Origin of the sequence: Paenibacillus sp. V4I9, from assembly GCF_030817295.1 — a bacterium.
Taxonomy (GTDB): Bacteria; Bacillota; Bacilli; order Paenibacillales; family NBRC-103111; genus Paenibacillus_E.
In genome coordinates, this window is sequence record NZ_JAUSZE010000001.1 from 5330469 (window position 1) to 5356318 (window position 25850).

Sequence of the window (25850 nt, forward strand, 5' to 3'; positions counted from 1 at the left end):
ATGAGGCATCCAAGTTTTTCATTCATTTTTATATTTTTTGGAGTAAATAGGTCAATATCGGTAGAGTGACCAAGAATAAAGTTCCTTTACCTTGTTCGCTTTGAACCTCAACCGAACCTTCGTGCATATCGATAATTTTCCTGGCGATAGCAAGCCCGAGCCCGCTTCCACCATCACGCTGCCTAGACTGATCTACTTTGTAGAATCGATCAAATATTCGTCCTTGATCTTCTTCTGGAATCCCAATCCCATTATCTTGAATCCATACCTGTACACGATCTCTTAGAGGAACAAGTTTCACGTAAATGTGTCCATTTGGAGGCGTAAATTTGACTGCGTTTCCAATTAAATTCATCCAAACCTGATTTAATTGATCCGCATCCGCCGATATTTTCACTCTTGGTAAAGACAAATCCATATCAAGCTGTTTCTCTGACCACTGGGGTTCATAAAAAACAACAATTCTACGCAGCTGTTCATCTAGATCGTATGTGGTGGGGTGAAAAGGATGATGTTCCGATTCCAGAGAGGCTAGCTTCAATAAATTATCACTGAGGCGAGATAACCGCTCACTCTCACGTTCAATGATTTCCAAGTAACGTCCACGCTCTGACTCGTCAATTTCTGAACCCCTTAGTGCCTTGGAAAAGCCTCGAATCGACGTTAGAGGGGACTGGATTTCATGGGAAACATTCGAAACAAAGTCTTGCCGCATCTGCTCCAGCTGTTTCAGTTCGCCAGCCATATGATTAAAGCTTTGAGCTAGCTGCCCTAGTTCATCCTTTTGCTTCACAGAAACATGCACATTGAAATTGCCTCGAGCTAACCGTTCCGTAGCCAATGTCAACTTCTTTAGTGGATTTACCAGATAGCGAGATGCGATGAGAATGAGCAAGCTGCCGACAATAAGTACGATGAGAAGTACAGTAATGACAGCTGTCTGCACTTGACGACGAGCTGCCTCGGAGAAGTTTGGATGAATGAAAAGGGCAAAAGTTTTGCCATCAACTTGGAGAGGCAGTCCTACCTTAACCCGATTGAATGGATCTTTGGGCATCCCATAGTCCAGGCTTTTATAAACGCTGCCATTTAGAACATAGGCCACTTCCGACGCTTCAATAAGAGGATTCCCTTTTTTGTCAAAAGAAATCGCCGTCGCCGGCTCACCGTTTTCGTAAAATAAAGTCAAGATGTAGTTATCATTCAATCGGTTGCTACCTGTCACAAAAGAATCAAGATTTTTCGGCTGAATGTCTTCACTCAACGTGACTAGCTGCCGGCCTATCGCGAGCATATCTGCTTGAAATTCCGTGGTAATCAGATTTCTGAAAAAGACCGTTGCCAGCGGAAAGGCGACTGACACACTAACCACAACAATGGTCAGAAATGTCAGCACAACGCGCAGATAAAGCGACCTAATCTTAATCATGGCTTCACCTCGAGCCTGTATCCAAGTCCGCGAATAGTCGTAATACGAAATTCTTCCGTCAGTGATTCAAACCGCTCGCGCAAACGTTTAACATGCACATCAACCGTTCGGTCATCACCTTCATAATCCATACCCCAGATCTGCTCAATAAGCTGCGTACGTGTGAAGATTTGGGCAGGATAACTGGCAAGCTTATAGAGAAGCTCGAACTCTTTTAAAGGAAGAGCCAATCGTTGATCCTGTAAACGGACTTCAAATGCTGTACGATCAATAATCACATTACCAAGTGTGATCGTTTGAGAAGCGTTGATCCGATAACGTTTAAGCAAAGCTTTTACACGCATCACCAACTCCACGGGGTCAAAAGGCTTCACAAGATAGTCATCCGTGCCAAGCTGAAAGCCCTTCACCTTGTGGACAGACTCGCTTTTGGCTGTCACCATTAGGAGAGGCAAATCTGCATATTGCGCCCTTAATTCGCGACAAAGTTCCCAACCGTCCATCAAAGGCATCATGACATCCAATACGACTAAATCCGCCGGTGTTGTTTCAAGCATGCTGAGCGCTTCTTGTCCATTGCTTGCCTGCATGACCGTTAAGCCTTCTCCAGCCAAATAAACGCGAATCAGCTCTCTGATATCTGCGTCATCATCCACCACCATGATTCTGGTCACGAAACGCTCCGCCTTTCTTCAAGCAGGAAACTTTTATGATAGATACGGGATTGGATCTTTTGAACCCGCCTCTTCAAAACCTTTCAACCGTAAACGGCAGCTGTCACAAACACCGCAAGCTTCCGCTTTTCCATTGTAACAAGACGTAGTTAACTCGTAAGGAACGCCGATCTTCAAGCCTTCTTGCACAATTCGAGCCTTGGTCCAATCAATGAGCGGGGTTTCAATCGTGATCCCTTTTCCTTCAACACCGACCTTGGTCGCAAGGGCAATCACTTCTTCAACTTTATGAATAAATTCCGGACGACAATCCGGATATCCACTGTAGTCGAGGGCATTCACTCCGATATAGATGGCTTCTGATCCCGTTACTTCTGCATAAGAGGTAGCAATGGAAAGGAATAGCAAATTGCGTCCAGGTACATACGTCACTGGGATTTCAGATTCCTCTGACCCTTCCGTTAATCCATCCACAACATTAGGAACATCAATGTTATCATCCGTTAATGCGCTGCCGCCGAAATCGCGCAAGAAATCTAGCTTGATGATCTTATGACGACCACTGACCCCATAATGCTCAGCGACTTGCTTGGCATTCTCGATTTCGATTTTATGACGCTGACCATAGTCAAAAGAAATCGGATATAGCTCGTATCCTGCTTCTTTGGCAAGTCCCATGCACGTTGTACTATCTAATCCGCCACTTAGAATGATGACGGCTCTTTTCTTATTTTCGTTGCTTACGTTCATCATAGACACCTCTTTTTCTTCATGTGAAAAATGGATAAATCAGTAGATACGCGCTCTAAACGCCGCGCATCGCTGGATCCCAAATGATCTTATGCAGCTGCAAGTTCAGCTTCACCTTGGACAACCCTGCGTCAAGCATATGCTCGACGAGCTTGCGCGGCGGCATGGTCTCCCACACCGGGCTGAACATCGGCAGCGCCTTCGTCGGATGCTGCTCAAGCACTTCCACCGCGGTGCGGAAGTCGTGTTCGCTGCCGATGACGAACTTCAACTCGTCCTGCTCGCGCAGCAGGGCGAAATTGCTCATGATCATCTGCCCCATCTCGCCTGAGTCGGGCAGCTTAAAGTCCATGATGTATCGCACCTTCGGCGATGCGACACGCTCTACAAACAGTGCGAGATCGATCGCGCCGTTCGTCTCGATATGCAGGTCATCGACCTGCTCCAGCTCTGCGAGCGCGTCGATTAACGCGAGCGACTTCTCGCCGTACAGGAGCGGCTCGCCGCCGGTAAGGCAAATATGCCGGGAGCGGTACGTCTGGACCTTGCTGACAATTTCAGCAATGGTCATGACGTTCTCCGCTTCCGCGGGCGGGTAGCTGTACTTGGTGTCACACCAGGTACAGCGCAGGTTGCAACCAAAAAGACGGACGAAGACCGTCGGGAACCCGGCACGGGTCCCTTCGCCTTCAACCGTCTCGAAGATCTCGACCATCGGAATGCGGATATCTCGCATTACACATCCTCCTCCATCATCGAGCGTGTGATGGCCGCATAACTAGTCGGCGTTTCCCACAGCCGGATTTCTTCCAGCATGATCGCTGGATAAAGTTGTTCCTCAAGCAAAGCTTGATGAATTTCCTCATACATCCAGACGACCATATTTTCAGCGGTTGTATTCATAGCAGGCAGCACATCATTCAAATATTTATGGTCCAATCGGTCAACGACACGTTCTTTTGCAATACGTTTAATATCACCAAAATCTATAGCGATCCCCCGGCTATCCACTTTTCCGCGCATAATAACTTGCAGCTTATAGGTATGTCCGTGCAGATTTTTACATTTCCCTTCATAACAATGCAAATGATGCGCACTGTCAAACGTAAATTCTTTGGAAATCAAAACGGATTTATGATGATATTTTAATTGGTTCTCTTGGATGTCACGCCCCAACATTTGCACATCTCTGGGGATATCATAGCTCATATCTATCACCTCATAATTATGAAAAAAACAGTACTCTACATTCTATCACGAAGAGACCGTTTTTCACAATCAATCTTGCTGTTTTCGTCTTCCCTTTTGAGACCAGTCCAAATGACCGCGAATCTCCTGAATCCGTTCATTCTCATTACGTAAATCCGATTCAATTAGAGCTGTAAGACTTTCAATTTGATCAACCACAGTATCGGGAAGCTCAACCTCTTCAACTGATTTTACAATATAAAGCAAACATTGCAGCGTCTCATCCATAAGGCTCTTCTTCTTGCCGGTGAGGACAACTTCTGATAAAAATATAAGGTGACTCAGCTCTTTTTGCGTCATTTTCAAGAGGAACATCCCCTTTCTTGCTTCCATTATCCAACATTTTCCGACATCGCGAAAGACTCTCTTGACAACTTAAACTATAACATTTATGATTACAGTAATTGTTATTTGTTGGTTAACTGATTGATTTTTTTTCAAATGCTAAAAACGAATGCTTTTAAGCAACGGAAACACACTAAAAAGAATTTATAACCTTGGAGGGAAACCTAATGAGTACAGAAGTTAAATCCGAAGTTTTGAAAGTTTTAGAAGACCGTCATTCCGTAAAGCAATATCAAGCTGGACACAAAATGCCGAAAGCCGATCTAGAACAGCTGCTGACGTCTACGTCGCAAGCACCATCTTCATGGAACCTTCAACACTGGAAGCTTCTCGTTATTGAAGATCAAGCTCAAAAAGAGAAATTGCACCCTATCGCATATGGACAAAAGCAAATCGTGGAAAGCTCCGTTGTTATCGCTATTCTGGGCGACCTTGAAGCTAATAAAAATACTGAACTGGTTTTCGGCCCGGCTGTGGAAGCTGGTCACATGTCAAAAGAATTGTATGACACTCTTGCCGCTCAAATCGAAGGCGCATATCAATACCCACAAGTTGCTCGTGACGAAGCTATTCGTAACGCATCCTTAGCTGCTATGCAGCTTATGATTGCTGCTAAAGCACTTGGCTATGACACATGCCCAATGGGTGGTTATGATGCTGCTAAATTCGTTGAAGCTTTCAACGTTCCAGCACGTTATGTACCTGTTATGCTGATTAGCGTAGGTTTGGCTGCTACTCCAGCAAGATCCGCAGGACGCTTTTCCTTAGATCAAATCACTGTTTCCAACACTTTTTAATTAAACAGAAAGGCATGACTTCCATCTATTATGGAAGTTCATGCCTTTTTTTTCATTTGGTGCTAGCTCAATGATACTGATCCGTTTCGAACCAAATTTCATCAATTAGCTTATTTCTATACAGCATGGATACATTGAACGTTTCATACTCTTTTTCTTTATCCAACTCTTCAAGCAATAATGTCGCAATGAGCTCTCGATCATCCGAATCTCCTGGCTCGCGGAAATCAATGAATCCTGTTAGCTGACGAGAACTAATGTCCACCGTTGCAGTACCAATAGGCAAACCACCATAGGATTGCTGATAAATTTCATATGTGAGTGTATCGCCATCATCTCTAGCCAAATGAATCGTGTAATCCTCTGGAGAAAGAGACATTGTATCTTCTTCTACGTCATCAACCAAATCTAATAAATCAATGTGCGTTAATTCCACCGTATCTACGGTTTCCCCATTATAGATCATGTTTAAAATAAACGAATCCGTTTCATCCTCATTGAAATCTTCGACGATGAGCTCCGAAACCCTATCCATTTCCTCATCAAAAGGATCGAATCTCCATGTTATATCTCCAATCACATCAGTACCATACATATGAAGAGTAATTTCAGCAATAAGCTCCGAGTCGTTATCATAAACATGATAATCCACACGGTTTCTACTTTCACCTACAATAACAAGTTCATAGTCCTGTTGATTCTTGCGTTCCTGAATCATATCCATTTTATCCGGAGCATTCTCTGAATCGATGTCATCGAATCTGGTTTCGTCCCTTACCCATTCATAATCCACTTCATCGTCATGTTCGTGACGGGTGTACGAATGCGAGTCACCTTCAAGCATGGTAGGCTCTAAGGCATGATCTGACGCGATAACGAAATCATAATCACTATAACTAACTAAAACCTCACACTCTTCAATAGCCAGTGCATCAATGACATTCTGAATGTACGACTGAACGAATTCATACACCTTCTGTTTGTCCATGATCGTAATGGACTGCTGCTCCAGATGAATCGAGCCTTTGAGTCGATCCGATTCCCTGTAGACTAGCGTTAACGTACCGACAAACTTCCCATTGTACATAATATCGCAGACTTCTCCGCCTGCCGTTTTCAGGTCGGGTCTAAGCATAATATCGGCCACGACTTTACTCGCCTCCTCTACAGATCTTATGATTCTTCTGTAGATTGTCCCAACATCGTCCAAATTATGAGTATTCAGGATAAACTAAAAAGGACAGTTCCCCGCGTCATGGTACATGACATGGAACCATCCTTTTTCTATTAATTGTGATCATTTAAGCGTAGGCGTTCGGCTTCAATGGTTGCGAGTCGTTGAACAATGACGTGTAACAGGCGCGGATATTGCCTTAACACATTTGAATATACTGTCCTCGCTACAGAAAACTTCTGTGCGACAGACATATATTACGCACTGTATAATGAATCTAAATCGATATATTTGGTTCCGTTTAATGGTATAACAATCGTCGTTATTTTTTCTACTGGAGTTGCTGGAATTGCTGGAGTAGCTGAAGGAGTTACATAAGGTGTTTCAATGTTTGCATACCCCTGTTGAGCAGGAGCCACCATAAAAGGTACAGCCATAATCGCCGTACTAGCAATTGCCCCTATTAATTTCTCCCTTTTACTATAAGCTTTCTTCGCTTTCCCCATCTTTACACCACCGATATCAATTTTTCTTTCTCTTATTCTACCATGCGTCATAATATGGAAGAACCCCATAAACGACAAAAACCCTCGAAAACCGAGGATTTTGTCGAATTTTTATATTATAAACAGTATTTCAAGATAGCCTCACGTACACCCTCGTCGTTATTAGAGGAGGTTACCGCATCCGCTGCTTCTTTCACGCCCTCAGGCGAATTCTCCACAGCAATGCCGAGTCCGGCAAATGCCATCATTTCCAGGTCATTGTAATAATTCCCGATAGCCATGATCTCACTAGGATCAATCTCTAATGAAGCAGCCAAAGCTTTCAAAGCATTGCCCTTATTGGCCTTTGCACTCATCACATCAATAAAGAGGTCGCCACTGCGAATCATCCGTAAATGACCGTATAGCTTCTGTTCTTCCCATTCCTCTTGAACGCGATCCAACTCATTTTGGCTAAAAAGTGTAAATTTCACAATCGGCAGCCCCAGCTCCGAGACATCTGTTACGAGTTTGGGGTTGATCAGAAACTTTTGGTACATCTGTTTTTCATACTCACTGATCCGTTCAATATACATGTTAAAAGAGGTACATACATCGAAATGAATACCTTTTCTCCGCACATAATCCAACATAGGCTCAATTTCAGGAAGCGTAAAAGCAAACTCATTCACCAACGTCTGACCCCGTTCATCCGCGTGAACTGTCGCCGCGCCATTATGCGTAATCATCGTTCCCTCAAGCCCGAGCTGCCCAAGAATTGGCAGCGTGCTAGCTGGAGCTCTTCCCGTACATAGCACAATGTGACACCCTTGATCATGTACCTCCTGAATCGTTTCAATCGTGCGTTCTGTTAATTCATGCTCATCATTTAAAAGAGTTCCGTCTACATCAAGTGCAATTAATCGATATCTCAAGATTTTCGCTCTCCCTTATGCTTCGCCTTTTTATCGACCTATTGTACCATAGGAAGACATTGGATTCATCGAATTTACATAAAAAAGACAGCTATCCGAAGATAACTGCCTCCAATTATTGAACCCTATGAACTCCGACTGATTTATTGACATTGCCAATGATTTGGACAGGAATGTCCTCTGTTTTCACAACACCGTTGTGGTATCGAATTTGAAAATGAATGGTTTGCAGTCCTTGAGGCAAGCCCTCAGCAAATGACTGGAATTTCGCATCAAATAGTTCTCCGCTAAAAGAGGTCGCATCCCCTCCTGATGCAACTAAACGCTCAGACACATAAAGCGCATGCCCATCTAACCCTGTCGTATCAATCCAAGCTGTCACTTCGTCTACAGGAGCAGGTGAACTCTTGCTAGAAACTATGAAAATTTCCCCAGAGTAGAAATCCTTAGGTGCCGAAACCGTTTGGTGACCGCTCTTTTCATGCAAAATCAGCCAGTTGTCTGTATAAGTTACATCCGAATGAATCGTCAAGGGCATCGCAGCAATCATTTTGATTAAGGTATTAGAAAGACGTCCATCTGATACGGTTAACGACACCTTATACATACCAGGCTTTAGGAAGCGATGAGAAATATCCTTAGTAGAAAAAGTGAAAGTAACCCCGTCAGGCTGCTCTAAGTTCCACGCATAGGTTAGAACATCACCATCTAGGTCGAAAGAGGTATTCATACTTGTCACTATATCCCCTTCCCAAACCGGCTTTGGATTCCAGTCAAATTCGGCTACAGGCGCTCGATTGATATAAAACCATGTTTGCGCTGAATAATCAGACCAAGTAACCCCATCAAATACTCTAACTCTGACGCGGAGTTTTTGACCAGCTGGAAGTTCCTGATTAACCATCCAACTCCCCACGTTAGAAACCGTTCCTTGGTAGAACTGCCCTGAGTCCAGCAACAGTACATCGTTAACCTCATTGGTAATTTGCATTTGGAAATAAGTGAAGGTTGTACCCGGATCAGGATCGGTTTGGCTCCACTCAAAGGTAGGCCGCAGCTCAGAGAAAATGGTAGGAGCAGCTTGCGTCCCGCTTGGAATCGTCATGCTGGCTACTGGCGGTCTATTCGTTGTGAACCAACCAGAGTTTGACCATTCTGACCAATATCTTTCATCATGAACTCTTACTTGAACTTGGAAAGGGCCATTTTGATCTTGGATGTACGGAAGATAAAACCACTCTGTAGCATGAGTATTCCAAGTAGTAGCGCTTGTATAGTAATCACAGTCGTTCCAAGAGTTACTTTCGCTATCATAACTACAGAAGTGTGCATAGTTACCGTACCTTTGAGCATCGTACACATAACCATATTGAGTATACTGAATTTGAACACCATTAGCGTCTAAAATACGGTATTGGAATGTACGGTATTCCGTAGGAACATCTGCATCACTCTGATTCCAAGAAGGTTTCAAAATTCCAGAAGTGATAGGAGTAGGACTAGACTGCGTGCCATTCGGATAAGTCAGAGTTGCGGTTGGAGGGAAGCCTTTTGCGAAATATCTCTCAGACCAACCTGACCATTCACCCTTTTCATCCTGAACTCTAATTCTCACCTTATATGTTTGATTAGGCTGTACGGTCATCGGGTAGGAATAATTCAACGAAACAACGTTACCATCACTAAGCGAATTATGCGTTCTAGCAACAACAGGGTTATTCTGACTAACCCATTGATATTGCGGGTTATTGTAGTAGTTGTAATAGTAGTATTGCACTTCTATTTCCGAACGTACAATTCGGCTATCAGCATCGTAATCTACCGCATTCCAAGTAAATAAAGGATTATTCCCTGCTGATCCAGACGGATTATTCATATCCGTACTCGTATGGCTTGTGATATCAACGAAAGGCGCATGATTCGCAGGTGGTGCGTCTAGCCACAATATAGCTTCTGCCCAATCAGACCACGCACCGTATTCATCTTTTACAGCTACCCTAAACGTATAAGCCCCCATTTCTTTTACTCTCGTTAATTTTCCATTTACAGTTGTACCACCTGGCTTTATGTATTCGTATCTTCGCTCAATAATTCCTCGAGAAGCCGAATAATCAATGCCAGTTGGTTCCGTAGAGTAAGTCCAGTTGTTTAACCAACGATCAGGATCATAGCTCTGATCATCGTAAGTAACGTTATAATAAATATCTTGATTTACATTCAAAACCCCTATAGGTCTTCGATGGATCAATACATTTCTAGAATACGGGTCAGATTCAGACAGGTACTCAGCAAAGGCTGAATTCGGATATTTAAAGCCAACAGGTGTAGGATCATCTGCACCAATAAAGGTTAATTTATAAACCCCTACCTTATCCAGTGTTTTTATCGGATCTCCATTAATTGTTTGATTATTGTAAGCAGAAATTCCACTTTTACCATCCCCCGAATCTAAAAATTTCGTAGAGTTCGTATGCTCGTACTTCCATTTATCCTTACTAATCAAATGATCATCACTTTCAGGATCCATAAACTCCGTAGAGTACGTCAGTTCTTCTCCCGCAATGCCGGTATCGCTAATTTTATTGTTATCTACAATTGGTACTTTGACATAGAAGTTACGGAAGTGAGAACCATATCCGCCAATGAAAAACCCATAAGTACCTTCTGTTAATGCAAGATCGGTTATTTCCATAATAGGAACTGTACCCATCCTCACCTTTATTTTTCCACCTCTAACACTAACCTTCATGTTGTTAAAAGATGTCGTAGACAACCAGACTGGCGTTGACCGTAACTCGGTACGCATACCACCAACGAGCTTCGATAAGCTTATTTTGTTTGTTGTAAACTCTAATCGATACATCGTATTGTTATCCGCTGCCCTGAAGATTAAACCAGAAGGAGCATTCACATTCGTATTCACACTTGACTGTAAGAAATCGAACACGTAATCTGCGTCTGCAACACTCGTATCCTTCTTCATGGTTTGACCAATTTCCGCTAAAGCGTAGCTAGAAGGACTAGTCGTTCCACCATTTATCTTATAGTAGTAGAATTTACGTTCAGATTGACTATCATCTTCATCATAGTGAGAAATATAGCTGCCTACACTACAAGGAGCGCAAGACGTCCACTGGAAGTTCCATCTTCTCAACTTGTAATGCTCTTCTTGAAGAACGACTTGAAACTCTCCATCTGCACTTAATCCTGCCGAGGATACCGTATATCTAAACCTCTCTTGAAGAGTTTGTTCGTGTGAGAAGGTATTAGTTGGTCTTGTTCCTTTGGTCGTATATGAAGCGAGTTGGTTTGCATATTTATCGGCAACTACGATTTTGTTCATCCCATCAACGATATAGACATATCCATCAGCCGATACAGAATAATTCACATCTATTAAAGTTGAACTATCGCTATCTGAACCGTCCCCTCGTATTACGCTTCCATCCTCACTCCTTGAACGATTATTGAAGTAGATATCCTTGTATATTTCTATCTTTTTAGTAACACCCGTTTGTTTATTGTAAGATACAAAGTATTCACTAACTGTTCCTGCTCGGTTACTGCTAGAACCCCAACTCCCAGAACTATATGTATCCGTAGTTAAATTCATTGGTTGTTCTCGATATAGATATACTTCTGAGTCCTCATAAATGCCTGTTAGAGTAGGTGCAGGAGTTATAGTATTAGCAGGTACTTCTAATCCAGTCTCTACGTCAAGCCAAGTAGTCACTACACACCAACATCCATAGGAATAGGTGCCTCCAAGTGATACCTTAGTTCCATCATTGTTTAATTTCAAGTTAGCGTGAGGTGATCTTACGCCACTTTCACTAGATGAACAGTCGCCAGAACAACCATCATAATTGTATTGACCAGAACGACTCCAAGATACTGCACCATCAGCAGTTTTACGATAAATAGTCCACGTCTCACTATAATCATTATCATTATAATATCCGGAATTGAAGTCTACCGAATACGCTCCACCTTTAGCATCATAAGCTAGGAACTTTCCTGGGTTATCAGGTGTAGGTTTATTAGGGATATACTTTTGTTGACTATAATCGTATGTGTTTCCCAACCCTCCATCTATCCTAGTATTAGTCCCGTCAAAAAATGGAATGGAACCAATAGAACCAACTCCATATCTGTTACCCAAAAATTGTGTATTAAATAACTGAGGAACTGGGAAGGTATGCCAAGCGTTATAGGTTGTTTTTTGGTACTGTTCAGGAGTAATCGTTAATCCAGTGGCAGGGCCATTGAAAGGCTGTTTACCATAATGAGCTGTTAATCCACTAGAAGCAGTATTGTAAGTAAATCCAATATCCTTCACTTTATTCAAATTAGGATTAGTTAAAGATGAACCTTGCCACTGACCCCCATATGCCATTAGCATTTCATTTTCCGATGTTGTATGAAACATAGGAGGTTCTGGATTCGCGCTTGTGACAGTAAATGAAACTTCGGGAGAATCATTTTTGATATCAACCACATAGCTTCTGGTATTCGTTAAACCCCAATCCTCCTTTGTTTTTACCGTTAATTTATACTTGCCTACCTTAGGAGTTGTAAGAATAGCCGGCCCACCAACGGATATCGGTATATTTAACGGCATATGATCATTGAATATTCCATCATCATTGCTATCGTAAACATATGTAATAGACGTTTCTACGATTACATCTCCGTCAGGACTATACGACATATCCCTAAACGGGACAATTCCTCTTACCGCAAAGATAGGTAGGTTGATAACGGCTACTGGGGGCTTATCCTCGACTACATTAATATTTTTAATAGCCATGTTTTCAGGCAAGCTGCGTACCCCGTAATTATCCTTGACTTCCAGGGATACCGTCTCTATACCAACATTCGGATAAACGGGGAGATTATTCGTCCAGAAATACTCCGTTATCGTTCTGTTTCTAGCTGGTTTGCTGCACGCTCCATTAATCGCGTTAGCTGGTAGAGGACGGTTTTGTACGACACGGTTTGGCACGTTAATACAGGGAATTGGCTCCGGGCGCATGACTGTTATTGTTGCATCCTTTTGCGTACAAGCTCCCTTATCATCACACATTTTCGCTGTTATCGTATGGTCTCCGGCTGTTGATGCCGTCAGCCACGTAAGTTTATCCTCTCCCTTTAGATAACCCATAGAAGGAAAACTCTTAATCCAAGTACTTGAGCTGCTTGGAAACAACCACTCAAAAGTTACGATATCATCGTCAGGATCGTAGTGATTAGGAGCAATTTCTGGCAACAACCTTACATTTAATTTATCACCAACAACAACCTCTGCAATTGGTGTGCGGCTGTAGTAATCATTATCGGGAAACCAACCGATTTCGAACTGAGGAGGTCTATTTGGAGGTTTAGGACCAACCGTAAACTTACCTTCGTAGAAATATGAAGTTCCTCCACAACTATCCTCAAGCTTGTATTCAATAGCCACTTCACCGCTTGTAATATTGCCTGGATAACCCGTAAAGCCCATCATCCCATAGGCAAAAATGGACATATCACTCACAGAAGTACTACTTAACGAACTCCAACCGTATTGAATATATGCACCTGTAGTTTGGGATAAAATGAACCTTCCTTGAACAGGGGTGCAGCCAGAAGGAATCGTCCAGTCTGCTTTAATGAGGTTGGAATCTTTCCAAGGAATTGAGGGCTTGTCGGCTGAGGTAGTTCCGTTAAAGTTTCCACCGCTTGGTGTACAGCTGGCTTGGAGAGTAATGATCTGAGTAAGTATGTTATTGCTGGAACTCGCTTCGGGGATATCATCATTGGAATCTAGATTCATGGTGATGCTCTTCATGCTACTGAATGTATACGGCACTGATTCGGTTATCGTCTGACCTGCACCTAATCCAGAGGAATAAGTGAATGTCTTGAACACAGTACCATCCGCTGCAAGAGTCATGCTGAAGGAATCACCATTTGGAATTGCAACGCCAATATTTTTAAATTTGATTGTAATATTTACTCTTACGTTTTGTGGCACACAGGCTCCGGCATCAATTGATACGTAAGCTAGATCTGCTTTTACTGGGGCAGTATAAGAAACGTCTATAGACATTTGATACTTATACGTTGTGCCGCTCCAAAGTCCGATAGCGAACATTTCATAGTTACGCGACAAACCACCAGAGCCATCAGAGTCGGGACTATCATGAATCTGGTTAGCGGGTACAGTGCCGTCTAAAAGCATCATAGTGCGGATCATACCAGTTCCAGCAAAATCACCTTTACCATAAGCTAAGGGTGTTGCACCATACCCCGCACTCGGCTTTTCAGCACCAATTATGGAAATACTATTTTGATCTAACTTATCCGGATCAGTTATATCTGCATCAAGACCACTCAAACTAACTGAAGATTGATTTAAGTACCATTTAGTGGCCCGAGACACTTCATATGCTGTGGTAACAGCATAGCCCTCTTTACCGTAATCAGCTTCTTTATCGCCACTAGCACCATTAGTCCTGTATAGGGGTGACTGAAAGGAGTAACGTAAGTCAGGTCCAAAAGTGCTAGAGTCACCATAATTAAAATTGTCAACTAATGTGTATCTTTTTCGCCCCCACAATGGGATAGCTCCCGGATACGGGGAAGGGTTTCCACTAGCACCATCGAACTCAACTGGAATAGTCTTCGAGCCCTTGTGTTCCCATATTTTACCGGACGGTTGACGATAAATTTGATGCATTGGATTTGTCTCAGACTTGCCATAAACAGTGCTGCTCCCACCAGCTAAACTGGTCAAAGTTATAGTGGTTGCTGTAAATGAAGCATTACCACCAGAACCACCTTGATTATTTAAAGTAACCCCAGTGATCGTCCCACCAACAAGTGAAGTGACATCCTTAGTGAATGTCTTAGTTCCGGACGAAGAAAACTGGGCAGCAACAGATGATGCGCTATAAATTCCTTGTTCGAAATTATAATACAATGTAATAGATGAGGCGGCGGCTTTGGCACCTCCTGGGTCAAAGATTGGCAATAATAACTCAATAAATATTAGAAACAACATTGCCCTGTGAAGAAATTTACGGAACATGTTCACACCCCTACTTAATTGCTAAGATTGTATCAGTATTTAAAATATTAAACACAATTCCAAGATTAGCAATTCGATTAGGAAGTGCGTAGGCTACATAACCCTCGTTAGTCTGAGGTTTATTAAATTTCATCCACCGAGTCAATGCCTGTTCGGACATCAAAAGATAATTTGAAGTGTCCAACTGTTTTAATACTTGAGAAGGAAACATATCTGGCGCTCCCACACCAGCTTCAGTAACAAATACAGTGAAGTTTGCTAAAATAACTTTGTTGTCAGTTTTACTGGTTGTTGGCTCCCAAGTACGCATATCGATTAGCTTCATGTAAGGATCATCTGGATCAGCAGGATCGGCTACGATAAGTTTATTCAACCTTACAGTAACTCCCTCAGCATAATTCCAAGTAGTTCCAATCTCCTTCGCTTTCAAACTAAGCATTGTACCTACATTGCTGCCTGTCGCAGCTATCTCAGCAGAACTTGCAGCATACTTATCTACCGGTAATTTCTCACCCTTTTTAGCTGACAAGATACGTTCAATTATCGTAATCGCCTGTGCTCGAGTACTAGTACCATAAGGCGCTAAATCTGTCGTACTAACACCATGAATCAACCCTAATTTAACAGAATCAAGCATTGACCCCTTCAGAGACTTATCCACACTCCGAGCACTTAACATAGCCATTTCAAAGCGTTGAAGTGGCTCATTATATCTTTCCGGAAATTCCACTGGGATAACATTTAACTCCTTCAGCTTGTTAACATAAGGAACGTACCAATCATTCCCCTCAACCTTTTCTACTTTTTCACCTGCTGCAGAAGATAACATTTTGATAAACTCTGCTCGGCTAATCGGTAAATCCGGTTTAAAACTTCCATCATCATAGCCATCCACGTATTTCTTTTCAACGGCTGTTTGAATAGACAGCTCTGCCCAATGCTGAGATGTATCCATGAACTTGATGGGGCTTTGTGCTGAGGAGTTAATCGCATCATACCCGATGGATGCTGTGCATAGTACCGTACATAAAATAATTGAAAACCTTTTTCTCATAATAATCCCCTTTTTCTATTGGTCATCAGTAGTATCGCATAACATAAAAAACCGCCCAGCAATCGCCTAGCACACAGCGACACATGGGCGGTTCTTCCGCACGCATTCCATATTCTTCTTGTTTGAAAATACCATAAACTAGTAGTTTTGTAAATCTCTAATTTTAAGATGTTACTTTTCCGCTTCGTTATCCCCCTCCTTGAACTTAAAGTTTTTTTGGATAATTGTTACAAATGCATTGACATTATAAATGAGAATGGTTATCATTCGAAATAGTAAATGAAAATGAAAATCATTATCAATATAGCTTGATTCAGATTGGAGTGTGTTAGAACGTGGGACTTTTGTTTGAAATGGTTAAAAAAAGTGAAAGTCACCGAGATCAAAAGTGGACATATTCTCAAGAGATTACGAAATCCATGAATGTACAAGAACTATCGACATTATTTGATTTAGTAACCGTAGAACTTCGTAAGCCGGAGGATGAAATCATAAAACTTAGGGGGAATTAGGATGAGTAAAAAAATAATTATAGTGTTTGCAAGCATGACAGGTAATACGGAGAGATGGCTGATGCGATAGCAGAAGGATTGAAAGAAGCAGGCGTTGAGCCTGTTGTGAAGAACGTTATCGATACGAACGCTGAGGAGATTACCCACTATGACGGTATCCTACTTGGCAGTTACACATGGGGAGACGGAGATTTAGCAGACGACTTCCTCGACTTTTATGATGAGATGGATGACATTCAGTTAGATGGGAAAAAGGCGGCAGTGTTCGGATCATGTGATTCTTCCTATTCCGAATATGGGGCTGCCGTTGATACATTAGTGACGAAGCTGAAGGAACTTGGAGCAGAAGTAACTCTAGAAGGATTAAAGATTGAACTGTCTCCTTCAAAGAATGACAAAGCACTATGCCGACAATTTGGCAAACAGTTCGTGCAATCGTTGGGCGTATAGTATAGGGGGCCTGTGAGCCTGCTTGTTTCTTGTTTGAAACGGCAGATCGCAGGCTCTTTTTGCCATAACGATTGTCATATGTGTGCTAGATTTAGAATAAGTAGTAATAGAGAAGAAAAGGAGGACCGCTTGTATGCTAACTTTAAAATCATGGACTAGTTTTTTTAACAGGGAAACACCCGAATTTTATAAAACCGTTAAAGTTCGTGCACCTCGCGATTTTTTTAACCGGGCAGAAGTTTTTATTGAAGATATCCAGTACACAACAAATGAAGAACTGCTTGGTATGAATATAACGTTTCTCGTTAAACTATTATTTGATAATTTTCTTGATCACGTACGCCAAGATAAAGATTTGTACGATTACGTGCTGGATTTGAGAGAAAACTACAGTCATTTTTTAAACACGAATACCAACGTAATAGGTAATAATCTGCGAGATATAAATAGAGTTGAGAAGTTTCAATGGAGTTTGTCTAACATATCTAGTATGACCAGTGCAAGAGATTATTTGACCCTTAACATAGATATCCATCCAAGAGAAGTCAACCGAATAGCCGTATTTTTCGATGATTGGGATTGTAAGTACGAGATTCCATTGGATATGGACCTGAATGAGCTTCTGTCGTTGCTTTTTATTGAATTCATCACAGAACTAAGGAACGGACTTGCTGAGGAGACAAAAAAGGAGATTATTGCATCCATCTTAAAGAAATGGGAAGAGCGTTAGCAAGATTAAAAATAAAACACGCACAATCCGTTTCATTCAAACCGTGAATGTGCGTGTTATCGTAATTGACATTAAGTTGCATTCTGCAAAGCAAGAAGTTCATCTTTACTCAACTCTCTCACTTGACCCAATTCTAAACTTGGATCTAACGCAAGTGGCCCCATCGAAATTCGTTTCAAGTATACGACTTTTTTGCCTACGGCTTGAAACATCCGTTTCACTTGATGGAATTTGCCCTCCATGATCGTTAGCTCGATTTCCGAGGGCTCATCTTCAGACTCTTTGCCGGTCTTCAAAATTCTCAAAATACCCGGAAGTGTTTCATAACCATCGTCCAAAGTAACACCTTCGGAGAATGCTTCGCGGTCCGATTCGCTTACCTCCCACTCCACTTTCGCGAAGTAGGTTTTGGGTACATGTTTGCGTGGAGAAAGAAGATTATGGGCCAATTTTCCATCATTCGTTAGCAAAAGGAAGCCTTCTGTATCCTTGTCCAGACGTCCAACAGGAAAAACCTCGAATGGCGTATATGCCTTATCCAAAAGATCCACAACCGTGCGGTCGCGATTGTCTTCTGTGGCAGAGACGACCCCCTGCGGTTTATTCATCATGAGGTAAACGAACTCACGATATAACACCGGTTCACCGTTTACAGTGATGATATCGGTATCGGGGTTCACCTGCATTCCGCTGTCTTTGACTTTCGCACCGTTGACGAAAATCGCGCCTTCTTTGGCGAGGCGTTTGAGTTCAGAGCGTGTGCCAATGCCCACATGGGCGAGTATTTTATCGAGCCTTTGTGTTTGTTTCATGACCGATTAGGTCCACCTCCAGCCGGGCGGGTATTCGTTCTTCAGCATCCCGTCGTGCCATTTGCCCCAGCCGACGGGATGGTCTTCAATGCAGACCAGGCAGTAGCCTTTTGCTGCCTTGGTCACTTCCGGGTCGCGGATAATCTCGCTCTCCGCGACTTCGAGCGTCTCACCCTTCAGGTACCGAAGGGCTCGCTCGTCGCTCGAAGCCAAGCTCAGCGCTCGCTTGGCTTCGCGCATGCGCAGTCCCATGGCTAGCGCATGGGACGGTTCGAATCGGCCGCGGTGCAGCGAGCCGATGTACCAGCCCGGCCGCACGACTTTCAGTCCGTGCAGCTCGGGCAAACCTGCCGGCGACGCATACGCGTGCTCGCCGTAACACACGAGCCGCTCCGCGGCGAAGGGCTCGCTGCGCAGCAGCTCGCCCGAGAACGCCAGCAGCGGCTCCAAGCTCACAGCCGCGCGAGTCGACGTCTCCGCGCGACCCTTCCTCAGCGCCTCACGGCCGCTGCGCTTCCCCGATGCAGACACAACGTCGACAGCTCTCCCTGCATCTCGTGCATCTCCTGCATTTCCTGCACTCCCTGCATCTCCCTCAACAGTAGCCCCGTCCCGCCGCAACACAGCAACAAAATGCCCCTCGCCCCGCAAACGATGCGGCCAAAGCCTTGCCGTCCCCGCCACAGCCTCACGAGCATGGTCAGAAAACTCCTCCTCACACCAAGGCGCCCGCAGCCAATCCGGCCTTCCAGCACCAAAACCCTCTACCGGTACCACATCAAACGCCGGATGCTTGTCCAAAAACTCCGCGATCTGCGCTTCATTCTCCTCCGGTGAGAACGTACAGGTCGAATATACAATCATGCCTCCGGGCGCTAACATTTGGGCAGCCTGACCAAGCAGTTCTCTCTGCATACTAGCAAATTCCTGCACCGAATGACGCTCCCACTGCTGCATCATCTCTTCTTCTTTACGGAACATCCCTTCACCCGAACAAGGCGCATCAATTAGTATTTTATCAAAATAGCCGTGGAAGACCTTCAACATCCGCTCCGGCTTCTCATTCAAAACAATAGCGTTTCTAACACCCAGAAGCTCAAGGTTTTTCACTAGTGCCTTCACACGATCGGAATGAATGTCATTAACAACAAGAACCCCTTCGCCTTGAAGCTTAGCGGCTATTTGCGTTGATTTCCCACCAGGTGCGGCACATAAATCAAGTACACGTTCTCCTGGGCGTACTTGCAACAATTCTACAGGCGCCATCGCACTTGGCTCTTGAATATAGTAAAGCCCAGCATGATAATATGGATGCTTCCCCGGACGTTCACCTTCTTCATAATAAAACCCCTCGGAAGCCCAAGGCACTGCGCTTAGCGTAAACGGACTCTTCGCCAAAAAATCCGCCTTTTCCACCTTCACCGTGTTCACCCTTAAACCAAACGATCTCGGTTGGTCATACGATTCCAGAAATTTCTCAAATTCATTTTCACCCAATAAATCAATCATTTTTTCTCTAAATAGGGCAGGCAGCTGCTTCGTCATCCGGACATCTTCTCTTTCATCTTTTAATATCGGTATTATAGCTGACTTGTCACCAAACAGCCAATTATTTTCAAAATACCAACAGGATATGCTATACTTTTTATAGAAGATAGTAGAGAGTAAACATTATAAAGAGGTGCATACATTGAAGAAGTTGCTTATTTATCTAGGCATTGTTCTTGTTTTATTTGGAGGCTTATATTTCGTTAATCAGCAGTCTACCAAATCTTCGGACAAAGCTAATGCAGGCAATCCTTATGGCGTTGCCGCATCCAAATTAAATCCGGAAACAGTGAAACAATTAACGGATCCGAATTACCAGAACCTCATTCTACCGAAGGATTTGGATCAAAGATTGAAGAACAAAGAAACATTTTTCCAATATTATTACGCTTCGACCTGTCCACATTGTAAAGTAACGACCCCAGTTCTTGTTCCGATACAAAAAGAGCTAGGTATTGATGTTAAACAGTTCAACTTGGAGGAATTCAAGGATGGCTGGCAGAAATATAAAATCGAATCTACACCTACTCTCGTCTACTACAAAAATGGTGTAGAAGTTGAAAGAATTGTTGGCGGTGTTCCGGAATCCGGTTCAACCGGTGGTAATACTCCTGAAACATTCAAAGCCTTTTTCCAAAAGTATAAAGGTTAATCCTACGATAAAAGCAGCGGAGATTCCGCTGCTTTTCTATTTACCTAATGGTTTGCGTTTTTTTCTTAGAATAGCCAAAACAAGTAATAACGAAGGGATGAGAAACCCAAATGTCCCCGAATAGAAGACCCATATTTTGGTTGCAAACTGAATAAAATATGCCGTGTTAGGGTAAGCAATGACCGAAAGCACGACTAATATCATGCCCAAGGGTAGATAAAGCTGCCGAACATCCCTCAGATTAAATACTTCACCGAAAATCATAGTGGCCGCATAGAAGCACAAAGTAAGCTTGAAGTAGATGGTGATAAACCAGATCCCTGCCATGAATACCTCTAAACGTTCCAGGAAGGAACCAATACTAATTCTTTTCGCTAAGCTATAGCTCGGATACATTTGGACGGCAGTTAAATCATCTCCTAATACGAGAATAGATAAGAGCGATATGACAACCAACAAACCTCCCCCAATAGAAACCCCGACAAGGAATGCCTTCCCCAGTTTTTTAGTTTGATTCACCAAAGGAATAATCATTAAGAAGACAACAAGCTCCAAATAAGGTGTTCCAATAATTGAGACGGATGCACGAACGATTGGCTTCAATCCATACCCAAAGATGGGCTGTAGATAGCTCATTTTCATTTGGGAGGGGAGTAGAATAAACATGAGGAAGAAGAAAACTAATACCCATGGCAGGAAAATTTCCGAAGTCCGAGTGAATGTCTCGATGCCATTTCGAATGCCAAGAATGATAACGCCTAAGAAGAAGATATGAGTGAATTGCAGTGGGGTATCCACCAATACCTGTGTCGTAATAAAATCACCTAAATTGCGAAGAACAAGTGCCGCAAGAATGAAAAAAAAGCAAAAATAAAGGAAGGACACCGCTTTTCCGAGCCATTTCCCCATGAGTTCCTCACTATAGGCAACCAATGTTTTTTGGGGGAAGCGACTTCCAAGAGCTTGATACAGCATAATTAGCAGTAAACCGACAAGGAGACCCAAGACTGCAGCAATCCATGCATCTTGCTTGGCCGCGAAAGCAAGTCCCGAAGGAGCTATGAGAATGGAACTGCCAATTGTAAAAAGAATGGTTAATATGGTAAATTGATGGACGCCAATCTTACCCTGCTCGATCATTGGACACACCTCTACTTTAGGATACCGAAAACGAAATCACTGACAGGCTTATAGACGAAGGTAATCAAGTCAAGTGGGTTTGGAAGATTTACACGAAGATTTGATAGGATACTAAGAAGGGTCCCAGCTAGCAGAAGAGCAAAGAAAACCCAGCTTTCTAAGAATAGCTTTTTACGCCTTAAAGCGGGGGCTTCCAAGAAACCGATGATAGAAGCACCAATAATAATCAAGAGATTTGTCAGCAATTCGAGATCATTCCTCCTTTGGCCGCACGATGATCGAATTATTCGTTGTTCCCAAACGGCGAATGTGTATATCAGTATCGATATTCACTTTTAACTCGGAGAATTCGTTCTCCCAATCGGATTTCACTTTCAACCAAGTCTTGGGGGAGACATCTTCTATAGCATCTCCAAAGCCGAAAATATCAGCTTTGTTCTGTTTGGCCTTTTTAATTGTGGAAGTCATAATCTGTTTTAGTTTAGTTGCGGCGATTTGTTCTAATTCAGGGACAGTGTTTGGATCCAACAAGTCAATCTGGCACTGAACTTCACTTACATTTTGCTCCAAAAGTACGTTAATATTAATTTCGGGCTTGCCGTTTACAACATGAGCTTTAACTTTGATTTTTTCTCGGATAATTTCAAAGGATATTGTTCCGCCTTTGGGACAGGTGATATGTCCCATTGTGCTTTTAACATTACCCATGATGTAGTTATATCCCTTGCTTTCATCATCGTTTAGCCAATCGACCAGCTTATCCTTCTTAAATAAAGCTATTCCTGAATATTCCAAAAACGTGCGAGGCGTAGTTTCTGCTAAAACGGATTTGGATTTTCCTTTCTCTAAATCTCCATTTATTCGAATTCCGGTAAGTACCGAGTCTCTGGTAGGTTTAGCAAGGTTGGTTATAAAGCGATCAAGTTGAATGCTAACGGTGGGTGCCCAAGCTTTCTCTGACGTTTCTAATGTCTTAAACATTTTATTAGCTGGTATTCTCTCTATTGGGGTTAATATTTGAAGAACCTTTGCAGCCGTCGTTCCTTTGGCAACAATGATATAGAAATCGGATCGAACTTCATGGTCTCTGGAAATGCCATCCAATACCTTGGAAACACCCTCACGGGCAAGCTCTTCGCTAATCACGAGAATACGTAAATGAGAAGCGAATATTTTTCTAGGGGTCACTGTCGTTAACTTTCGTGCTGCCTCTAACGTTGAAACCCCCGCCGCTGAAAAGGTTGTAATTGGGGTGCTATAGCCACTCCCTTTTTTAGATGCAACTTCGTTCGGATTCACAATTTGAGTTGTAACTAAATACTCTTTGCCACTTTTATCGAACCCTACACCAACCGTAATGGCCAGATCATTTAATTCATGTCGATCCCAACACCCGGAGAGCACGACGCCAAGTAAGATAAGTGTACAAAGAATACAACCTAATCTTTTCATCAGGCAGAGCCCTCCTCCCTTTTACTTCCGTGTTGGTTTCGTTGTTGGGGTATTATTTTCCCGAATTTTATTTTTTTGACTGATGAAACGTGGTCTAGAGAATAGCCCCCATTGAGGGAATCTAAGAATGGTATCTTTCTGGTCATCAAGGACAAAAGGCGCCATAGGAGCCATATACGGCACCCCGAATGAACGCAAGCTGCATAAATGTTGGACCATCGCAATTAAGCCAACGGTGATCCCGAATAAACCAAACGTTGCGGCAAAAATCATCAGAATAAACCGAATGATGCGGATTGGAATGCCCATGCTAAAAGCCGGGATTACAAAGTTGGAAATCGCCGTAATGGCAACGACAATTACCATAGCCGGTGAAACTAGCCCTGCATCAACAGCACCCTGTCCAATAACCAAGGCACCTACGATAGATACAGCTTGCCCTACTGTCTTGGGGAGACGGACGCCGGCTTCTCGCAAGATTTCAAAAGTAACCTCCATAAGAAGCGCCTCAACAAAAGCCGGAAAAGGTATACCTTCTCGCTGCGCTGCCAAGTTAAACAGCAGAGAGCTGGGCACCAGCTCTTGATGAAACGTTGTCATAGCGATATAGAACGAAGGAGCCATCAAAGAGATAAAGAAGCAAATATATCGCAATATGCGGATAAGTGTGGCAAATTCAGCCCGTTGGTAATAATCTTCAGCAGATTGGAAAAACTGGGTGAACAGTGCTGGTGCTTCAAGTACGAATGGTGTTCCATCTACTAGGATGGCCACGCGACCCTCAAGCAATCCTGACGCGATAACATCGGGACGTTCTGTATTGTACAGTGTTGGAAACGGCGTGAAGGTTTCATCCTGTATAAGTTCCTCGATATTGCCACTTTCCAAGATCCCATCAATATCAATTCGTGCAAGCCGGAGACGTATCTCTTCAACAATTTTGTCATTTACGATTCCATTTATGTACATAATTGACACTGTGGTTTGAGTGACTCTGCCAATCGCCATGGTTTCTAACCATAAATTGGGACTCTTTATTCGTTTGCGAATGAGGGATATATTCGTGCCGATCGATTCCGTGAATCCATCACGAGGACCTCTTACTACGGATTGCGTTGAAGGTTCTTCCACAGAACGCATATCTCCGCCAGCTGTATTCACAGAAAGTGCAAGTGCATAGCCATCGATTAGAATAACAGTCTCACCAGATAACATATTCTGGCACAACACTTGAAAATCTTCGATCGTTTTGACTTCCCCACAGGCATGAATGTTGTTCCTAATCAAATCCGGTGAATGATAGAAACCGGTATTTATGGCTTCGATGAGTTGGGCTGATCCTGCAAGTAAAGCATTCGTCACATCTTGAAATAATGATTTATTAACCAATTGTTCTAAGTATACATAGCCAATCTTATTGTTAGTTTCGGCATCCAGGCACAACTCTCCAGTTATTATATCGGAGCTATGTCCAAAAGTCGTTTTGATTTGAGCGAGATTCAGTCCAATATCAAGAAAAAGGCTTTGCGGTAATACGGACTGCTCCAACTTCAGCTTCGGCTCCCGATCCTTTGAAAGGGGGATCTTTGTTTTCTCTCGGTTAAAAAGTTGATGTAGCGTTTTCGTCCAAGATTTCATGAGCTCGCCACCACCAAATTCATAGGAATAACTATGTCTTATGGAAAAGTTTTCCCACTTCCCGTAAATTTATGTATGAAATGCGGGATAACTCACTCCACACAAAAAAGGACTTCTCACACCGCAAGGTGAGAAGCCCTTCTCTATTTTCGCCTCCGAAACTCAACTGCTCGCACTGGTATAATGGCGTAAGGCAATCTTCCATAATACCCTCGTCAATCCGAAACAAACTATCGCAATCCCAACACTCCAAGCAACTTGCCATCCACTGATTCGACCAATGAGCGCTGCAGCCGGGAATGTCGTTATGAAAGCAATCGGAAATATATAGGTTAAGGAGAACCGTAATAACCCTTTATAGACCGAAACTGGAAACCGTGCCGTTTCAAAAAACGAACTAAATAAATAAGACAAGTTATCTACTTTAACAGCCCAGAACGAGAACATCATCATGCCCATCCAAAGCGAATAGACCACAACCAACGATGCAAGGAAAACAATGACAAAGCGAATAAGCTCCACAAAACTAGGAACAGCGTCCAGCTCCAAGAGTGCGTAAGCCGTCAAGCCAAAACCAAGAATGATATCGGCTAATCGCCAGAAAACCAGATGTCTAAAGCTAATGTAAAATTGGCTGTCAACTGGTTTCGTCAGGATGAAATCCAATGTCCCTTTACGGATATGACTGACTAGACGAGACATATTCGGCTGTAGGATAAATTCAATAAAACCGTGTACAGCGTTAAAAATACCTAGAAGGACAAGCACCTCATAGAAACCCCAGCCGCCAATCTCCTGTGTACGATAAAAGTATACTTGAACTGTTAAGATCGCCATGAACAGCCAAAATAACGTGGATAGGAGATTTGCAGCAAAATTAGCTCTATACTCGAACTCTTCGACTAAACATGCCCGCATAAACTCTCTAAAAAGTCGTATGTATTTGATCACTG

Annotated in this window: 21 protein-coding genes and 1 pseudogene; 4 read left to right on the forward strand and 18 right to left on the reverse strand. The window is 43.0% G+C overall.

What is annotated here, in order from left to right; genetic code table 11:
- Window positions 1-28: 28 nt before the first annotated feature.
- From QFZ81_RS24815 to QFZ81_RS24840, 6 genes are all read right to left on the reverse strand, one after another.
- Window positions 29-1429, reverse strand: coding sequence for a sensor histidine kinase (locus QFZ81_RS24815; RefSeq protein ID WP_307440579.1), 1401 nt, complete (start codon window positions 1427-1429; stop codon window positions 29-31).
- A complete protein-coding gene (locus tag QFZ81_RS24820) occupies window positions 1426-2103 on the reverse strand; it encodes a response regulator transcription factor (RefSeq protein ID WP_307440577.1) in 678 nt (225 codons plus the stop codon). Before QFZ81_RS24820 ends, QFZ81_RS24815 begins: the two co-directional genes overlap by 4 nt.
- 33 nt (window positions 2104-2136) lie before the next feature.
- Window positions 2137-2856: a 7-cyano-7-deazaguanine synthase QueC gene (gene queC, locus QFZ81_RS24825; protein ID WP_307440575.1), complete on the reverse strand. Its 720-nt coding sequence runs from the start codon at window positions 2854-2856 to the stop codon at window positions 2137-2139.
- A 52-nt stretch (window positions 2857-2908) separates the two neighbouring features.
- Window positions 2909-3589, reverse strand: coding sequence for a 7-carboxy-7-deazaguanine synthase QueE (locus QFZ81_RS24830; protein WP_307605245.1), 681 nt, complete (start codon window positions 3587-3589; stop codon window positions 2909-2911).
- The gene (queD, locus tag QFZ81_RS24835; protein WP_171640389.1) at window positions 3589-4062 is read right to left on the reverse strand and encodes a 6-carboxytetrahydropterin synthase QueD; all 474 of its coding nucleotides are present in this window, start codon (window positions 4060-4062) and stop codon (window positions 3589-3591) included. The genes QFZ81_RS24830 and queD overlap by 1 nt, the downstream gene beginning before the upstream one ends.
- A gap of 69 nt (window positions 4063-4131) precedes the next feature.
- Window positions 4132-4401: a hypothetical protein gene (locus tag QFZ81_RS24840; protein WP_307449508.1), complete on the reverse strand. Its 270-nt coding sequence runs from the start codon at window positions 4399-4401 to the stop codon at window positions 4132-4134.
- Window positions 4402-4613: 212 nt separating this feature from the next.
- Here QFZ81_RS24840 and QFZ81_RS24845 point away from each other — a divergent pair, with 212 nt between their 5' ends.
- Window positions 4614-5243 carry a nitroreductase family protein gene (locus tag QFZ81_RS24845; protein WP_307440568.1) on the forward strand — a complete coding sequence of 210 codons (630 nt, stop codon included), beginning with the start codon at window positions 4614-4616 and terminating at the stop codon, window positions 5241-5243.
- A 67-nt stretch (window positions 5244-5310) separates the two neighbouring features.
- Here the strand turns inward: QFZ81_RS24845 and QFZ81_RS24850 are convergent, their stop codons facing one another.
- The 5 genes from QFZ81_RS24850 to QFZ81_RS24870 all read right to left on the reverse strand — a co-directional run bounded on the left by QFZ81_RS24850 (window position 5311) and on the right by QFZ81_RS24870 (window position 15963).
- Window positions 5311-6390: a hypothetical protein gene (locus QFZ81_RS24850; protein ID WP_307605246.1), complete on the reverse strand. Its 1080-nt coding sequence runs from the start codon at window positions 6388-6390 to the stop codon at window positions 5311-5313.
- A 284-nt stretch (window positions 6391-6674) separates the two neighbouring features.
- Entirely contained in the window at window positions 6675-6974 is a 300-nt protein-coding gene (locus tag QFZ81_RS24855) for a hypothetical protein (RefSeq protein ID WP_307605247.1), read from the reverse strand.
- 65 nt (window positions 6975-7039) lie between these two features.
- Complete coding sequence (locus QFZ81_RS24860) at window positions 7040-7837, reverse strand: Cof-type HAD-IIB family hydrolase (protein WP_307605248.1); 798 nt, start codon at window positions 7835-7837, stop codon at window positions 7040-7042.
- 115 nt (window positions 7838-7952) lie between these two features.
- Window positions 7953-14909 carry a PKD domain-containing protein gene (locus QFZ81_RS24865; protein ID WP_307605249.1) on the reverse strand — a complete coding sequence of 2319 codons (6957 nt, stop codon included), beginning with the start codon at window positions 14907-14909 and terminating at the stop codon, window positions 7953-7955.
- Between the two features lie 10 nt (window positions 14910-14919).
- The gene (locus QFZ81_RS24870) at window positions 14920-15963 is read right to left on the reverse strand and encodes an S-layer homology domain-containing protein (protein ID WP_307440559.1); all 1044 of its coding nucleotides are present in this window, start codon (window positions 15961-15963) and stop codon (window positions 14920-14922) included.
- 513 nt (window positions 15964-16476) lie between these two features.
- Here QFZ81_RS24870 and QFZ81_RS24875 point away from each other — a divergent pair.
- Together QFZ81_RS24875 and QFZ81_RS24880 are read left to right on the forward strand one after the other, a co-directional pair.
- Window positions 16477-16925, forward strand: a pseudogene (locus QFZ81_RS24875) (flavodoxin).
- 133 nt (window positions 16926-17058) lie between these two features.
- Window positions 17059-17655: a hypothetical protein gene (locus QFZ81_RS24880; RefSeq protein WP_307440557.1), complete on the forward strand. Its 597-nt coding sequence runs from the start codon at window positions 17059-17061 to the stop codon at window positions 17653-17655.
- A gap of 71 nt (window positions 17656-17726) precedes the next feature.
- Here the strand turns inward: QFZ81_RS24880 and QFZ81_RS24885 are convergent, their stop codons facing one another.
- Both QFZ81_RS24885 and QFZ81_RS24890 read right to left on the reverse strand, forming a co-directional pair.
- Window positions 17727-18467 (reverse strand): pseudouridine synthase, encoded by a 741-nt coding sequence (locus QFZ81_RS24885; protein WP_307440554.1) that lies wholly within the window; start codon window positions 18465-18467, stop codon window positions 17727-17729.
- Between the two features lie 6 nt (window positions 18468-18473).
- The gene (locus QFZ81_RS24890) at window positions 18474-20012 is read right to left on the reverse strand and encodes an RsmB/NOP family class I SAM-dependent RNA methyltransferase (protein WP_307605250.1); all 1539 of its coding nucleotides are present in this window, start codon (window positions 20010-20012) and stop codon (window positions 18474-18476) included.
- Window positions 20013-20157: 145 nt separating this feature from the next.
- On the opposite strand from QFZ81_RS24890, the gene QFZ81_RS24895 reads away from it, so the two are divergent.
- Entirely contained in the window at window positions 20158-20667 is a 510-nt protein-coding gene (locus QFZ81_RS24895) for a thioredoxin family protein (protein ID WP_171690027.1), read from the forward strand.
- Window positions 20668-20703: 36 nt separating this feature from the next.
- Here the strand turns inward: QFZ81_RS24895 and QFZ81_RS24900 are convergent, their stop codons facing one another.
- From QFZ81_RS24900 to QFZ81_RS24920, 5 genes are all read right to left on the reverse strand, one after another.
- Window positions 20704-21807 (reverse strand): GerAB/ArcD/ProY family transporter, encoded by a 1104-nt coding sequence (locus QFZ81_RS24900; RefSeq protein WP_307605251.1) that lies wholly within the window; start codon window positions 21805-21807, stop codon window positions 20704-20706.
- Between the two features lie 11 nt (window positions 21808-21818).
- A complete protein-coding gene (locus QFZ81_RS24905; protein ID WP_307440544.1) occupies window positions 21819-22052 on the reverse strand; it encodes a hypothetical protein in 234 nt (77 codons plus the stop codon).
- A 7-nt stretch (window positions 22053-22059) separates the two neighbouring features.
- Window positions 22060-23259 carry a Ger(x)C family spore germination protein gene (locus QFZ81_RS24910; protein WP_307605252.1) on the reverse strand — a complete coding sequence of 400 codons (1200 nt, stop codon included), beginning with the start codon at window positions 23257-23259 and terminating at the stop codon, window positions 22060-22062.
- Between the two features lie 21 nt (window positions 23260-23280).
- Window positions 23281-24897, reverse strand: a complete 1617-nt coding sequence (locus tag QFZ81_RS24915) for a spore germination protein (RefSeq protein ID WP_307605253.1) — start codon at window positions 24895-24897, stop codon at window positions 23281-23283.
- Between the two features lie 162 nt (window positions 24898-25059).
- On the reverse strand, window positions 25060-25848 hold the full coding sequence (locus tag QFZ81_RS24920; RefSeq protein WP_373463789.1) for an ABC transporter permease: 789 nt from the start codon (window positions 25846-25848) through the stop codon (window positions 25060-25062).
- Window positions 25849-25850 lie beyond the last annotated feature (2 nt).

Bases quoted from the DNA above. Each gene is read 5' to 3' on its own strand.
- QFZ81_RS24815 (WP_307440579.1), bottom strand. From the start codon at position 1,429: ATGATTAAGATTAGGTCGCTTTATCTGCGCGTTGTGCTGACATTTCTG.
- queC (WP_307440575.1), bottom strand. From the start codon at position 2,856: ATGATGAACGTAAGCAACGAAAATAAGAAAAGAGCCGTCATCATTCTA.
- QFZ81_RS24830 (WP_307605245.1), bottom strand. From the start codon at position 3,589: ATGCGAGATATCCGCATTCCGATGGTCGAGATCTTCGAGACGGTTGAA.
- queD (WP_171640389.1), bottom strand. From the start codon at position 4,062: ATGAGCTATGATATCCCCAGAGATGTGCAAATGTTGGGGCGTGACATC.
- QFZ81_RS24840 (WP_307449508.1), bottom strand. From the start codon at position 4,401: ATGACGCAAAAAGAGCTGAGTCACCTTATATTTTTATCAGAAGTTGTC.
- QFZ81_RS24845 (WP_307440568.1), top strand. From the start codon at position 4,614: ATGAGTACAGAAGTTAAATCCGAAGTTTTGAAAGTTTTAGAAGACCGT.
- QFZ81_RS24855 (WP_307605247.1), bottom strand. From the start codon at position 6,974: ATGACGCATGGTAGAATAAGAGAAAGAAAAATTGATATCGGTGGTGTA.
- QFZ81_RS24865 (WP_307605249.1), bottom strand. From the start codon at position 14,909: ATGTTCCGTAAATTTCTTCACAGGGCAATGTTGTTTCTAATATTTATT.
- QFZ81_RS24870 (WP_307440559.1), bottom strand. From the start codon at position 15,963: ATGAGAAAAAGGTTTTCAATTATTTTATGTACGGTACTATGCACAGCA.
- QFZ81_RS24880 (WP_307440557.1), top strand. From the start codon at position 17,059: ATGCTAACTTTAAAATCATGGACTAGTTTTTTTAACAGGGAAACACCC.
- QFZ81_RS24885 (WP_307440554.1), bottom strand. From the start codon at position 18,467: ATGAAACAAACACAAAGGCTCGATAAAATACTCGCCCATGTGGGCATT.
- QFZ81_RS24890 (WP_307605250.1), bottom strand. From the start codon at position 20,012: ATGACGAAGCAGCTGCCTGCCCTATTTAGAGAAAAAATGATTGATTTA.
- QFZ81_RS24900 (WP_307605251.1), bottom strand. From the start codon at position 21,807: ATGATCGAGCAGGGTAAGATTGGCGTCCATCAATTTACCATATTAACC.
- QFZ81_RS24910 (WP_307605252.1), bottom strand. From the start codon at position 23,259: ATGAAAAGATTAGGTTGTATTCTTTGTACACTTATCTTACTTGGCGTC.
- QFZ81_RS24915 (WP_307605253.1), bottom strand. From the start codon at position 24,897: ATGAAATCTTGGACGAAAACGCTACATCAACTTTTTAACCGAGAGAAA.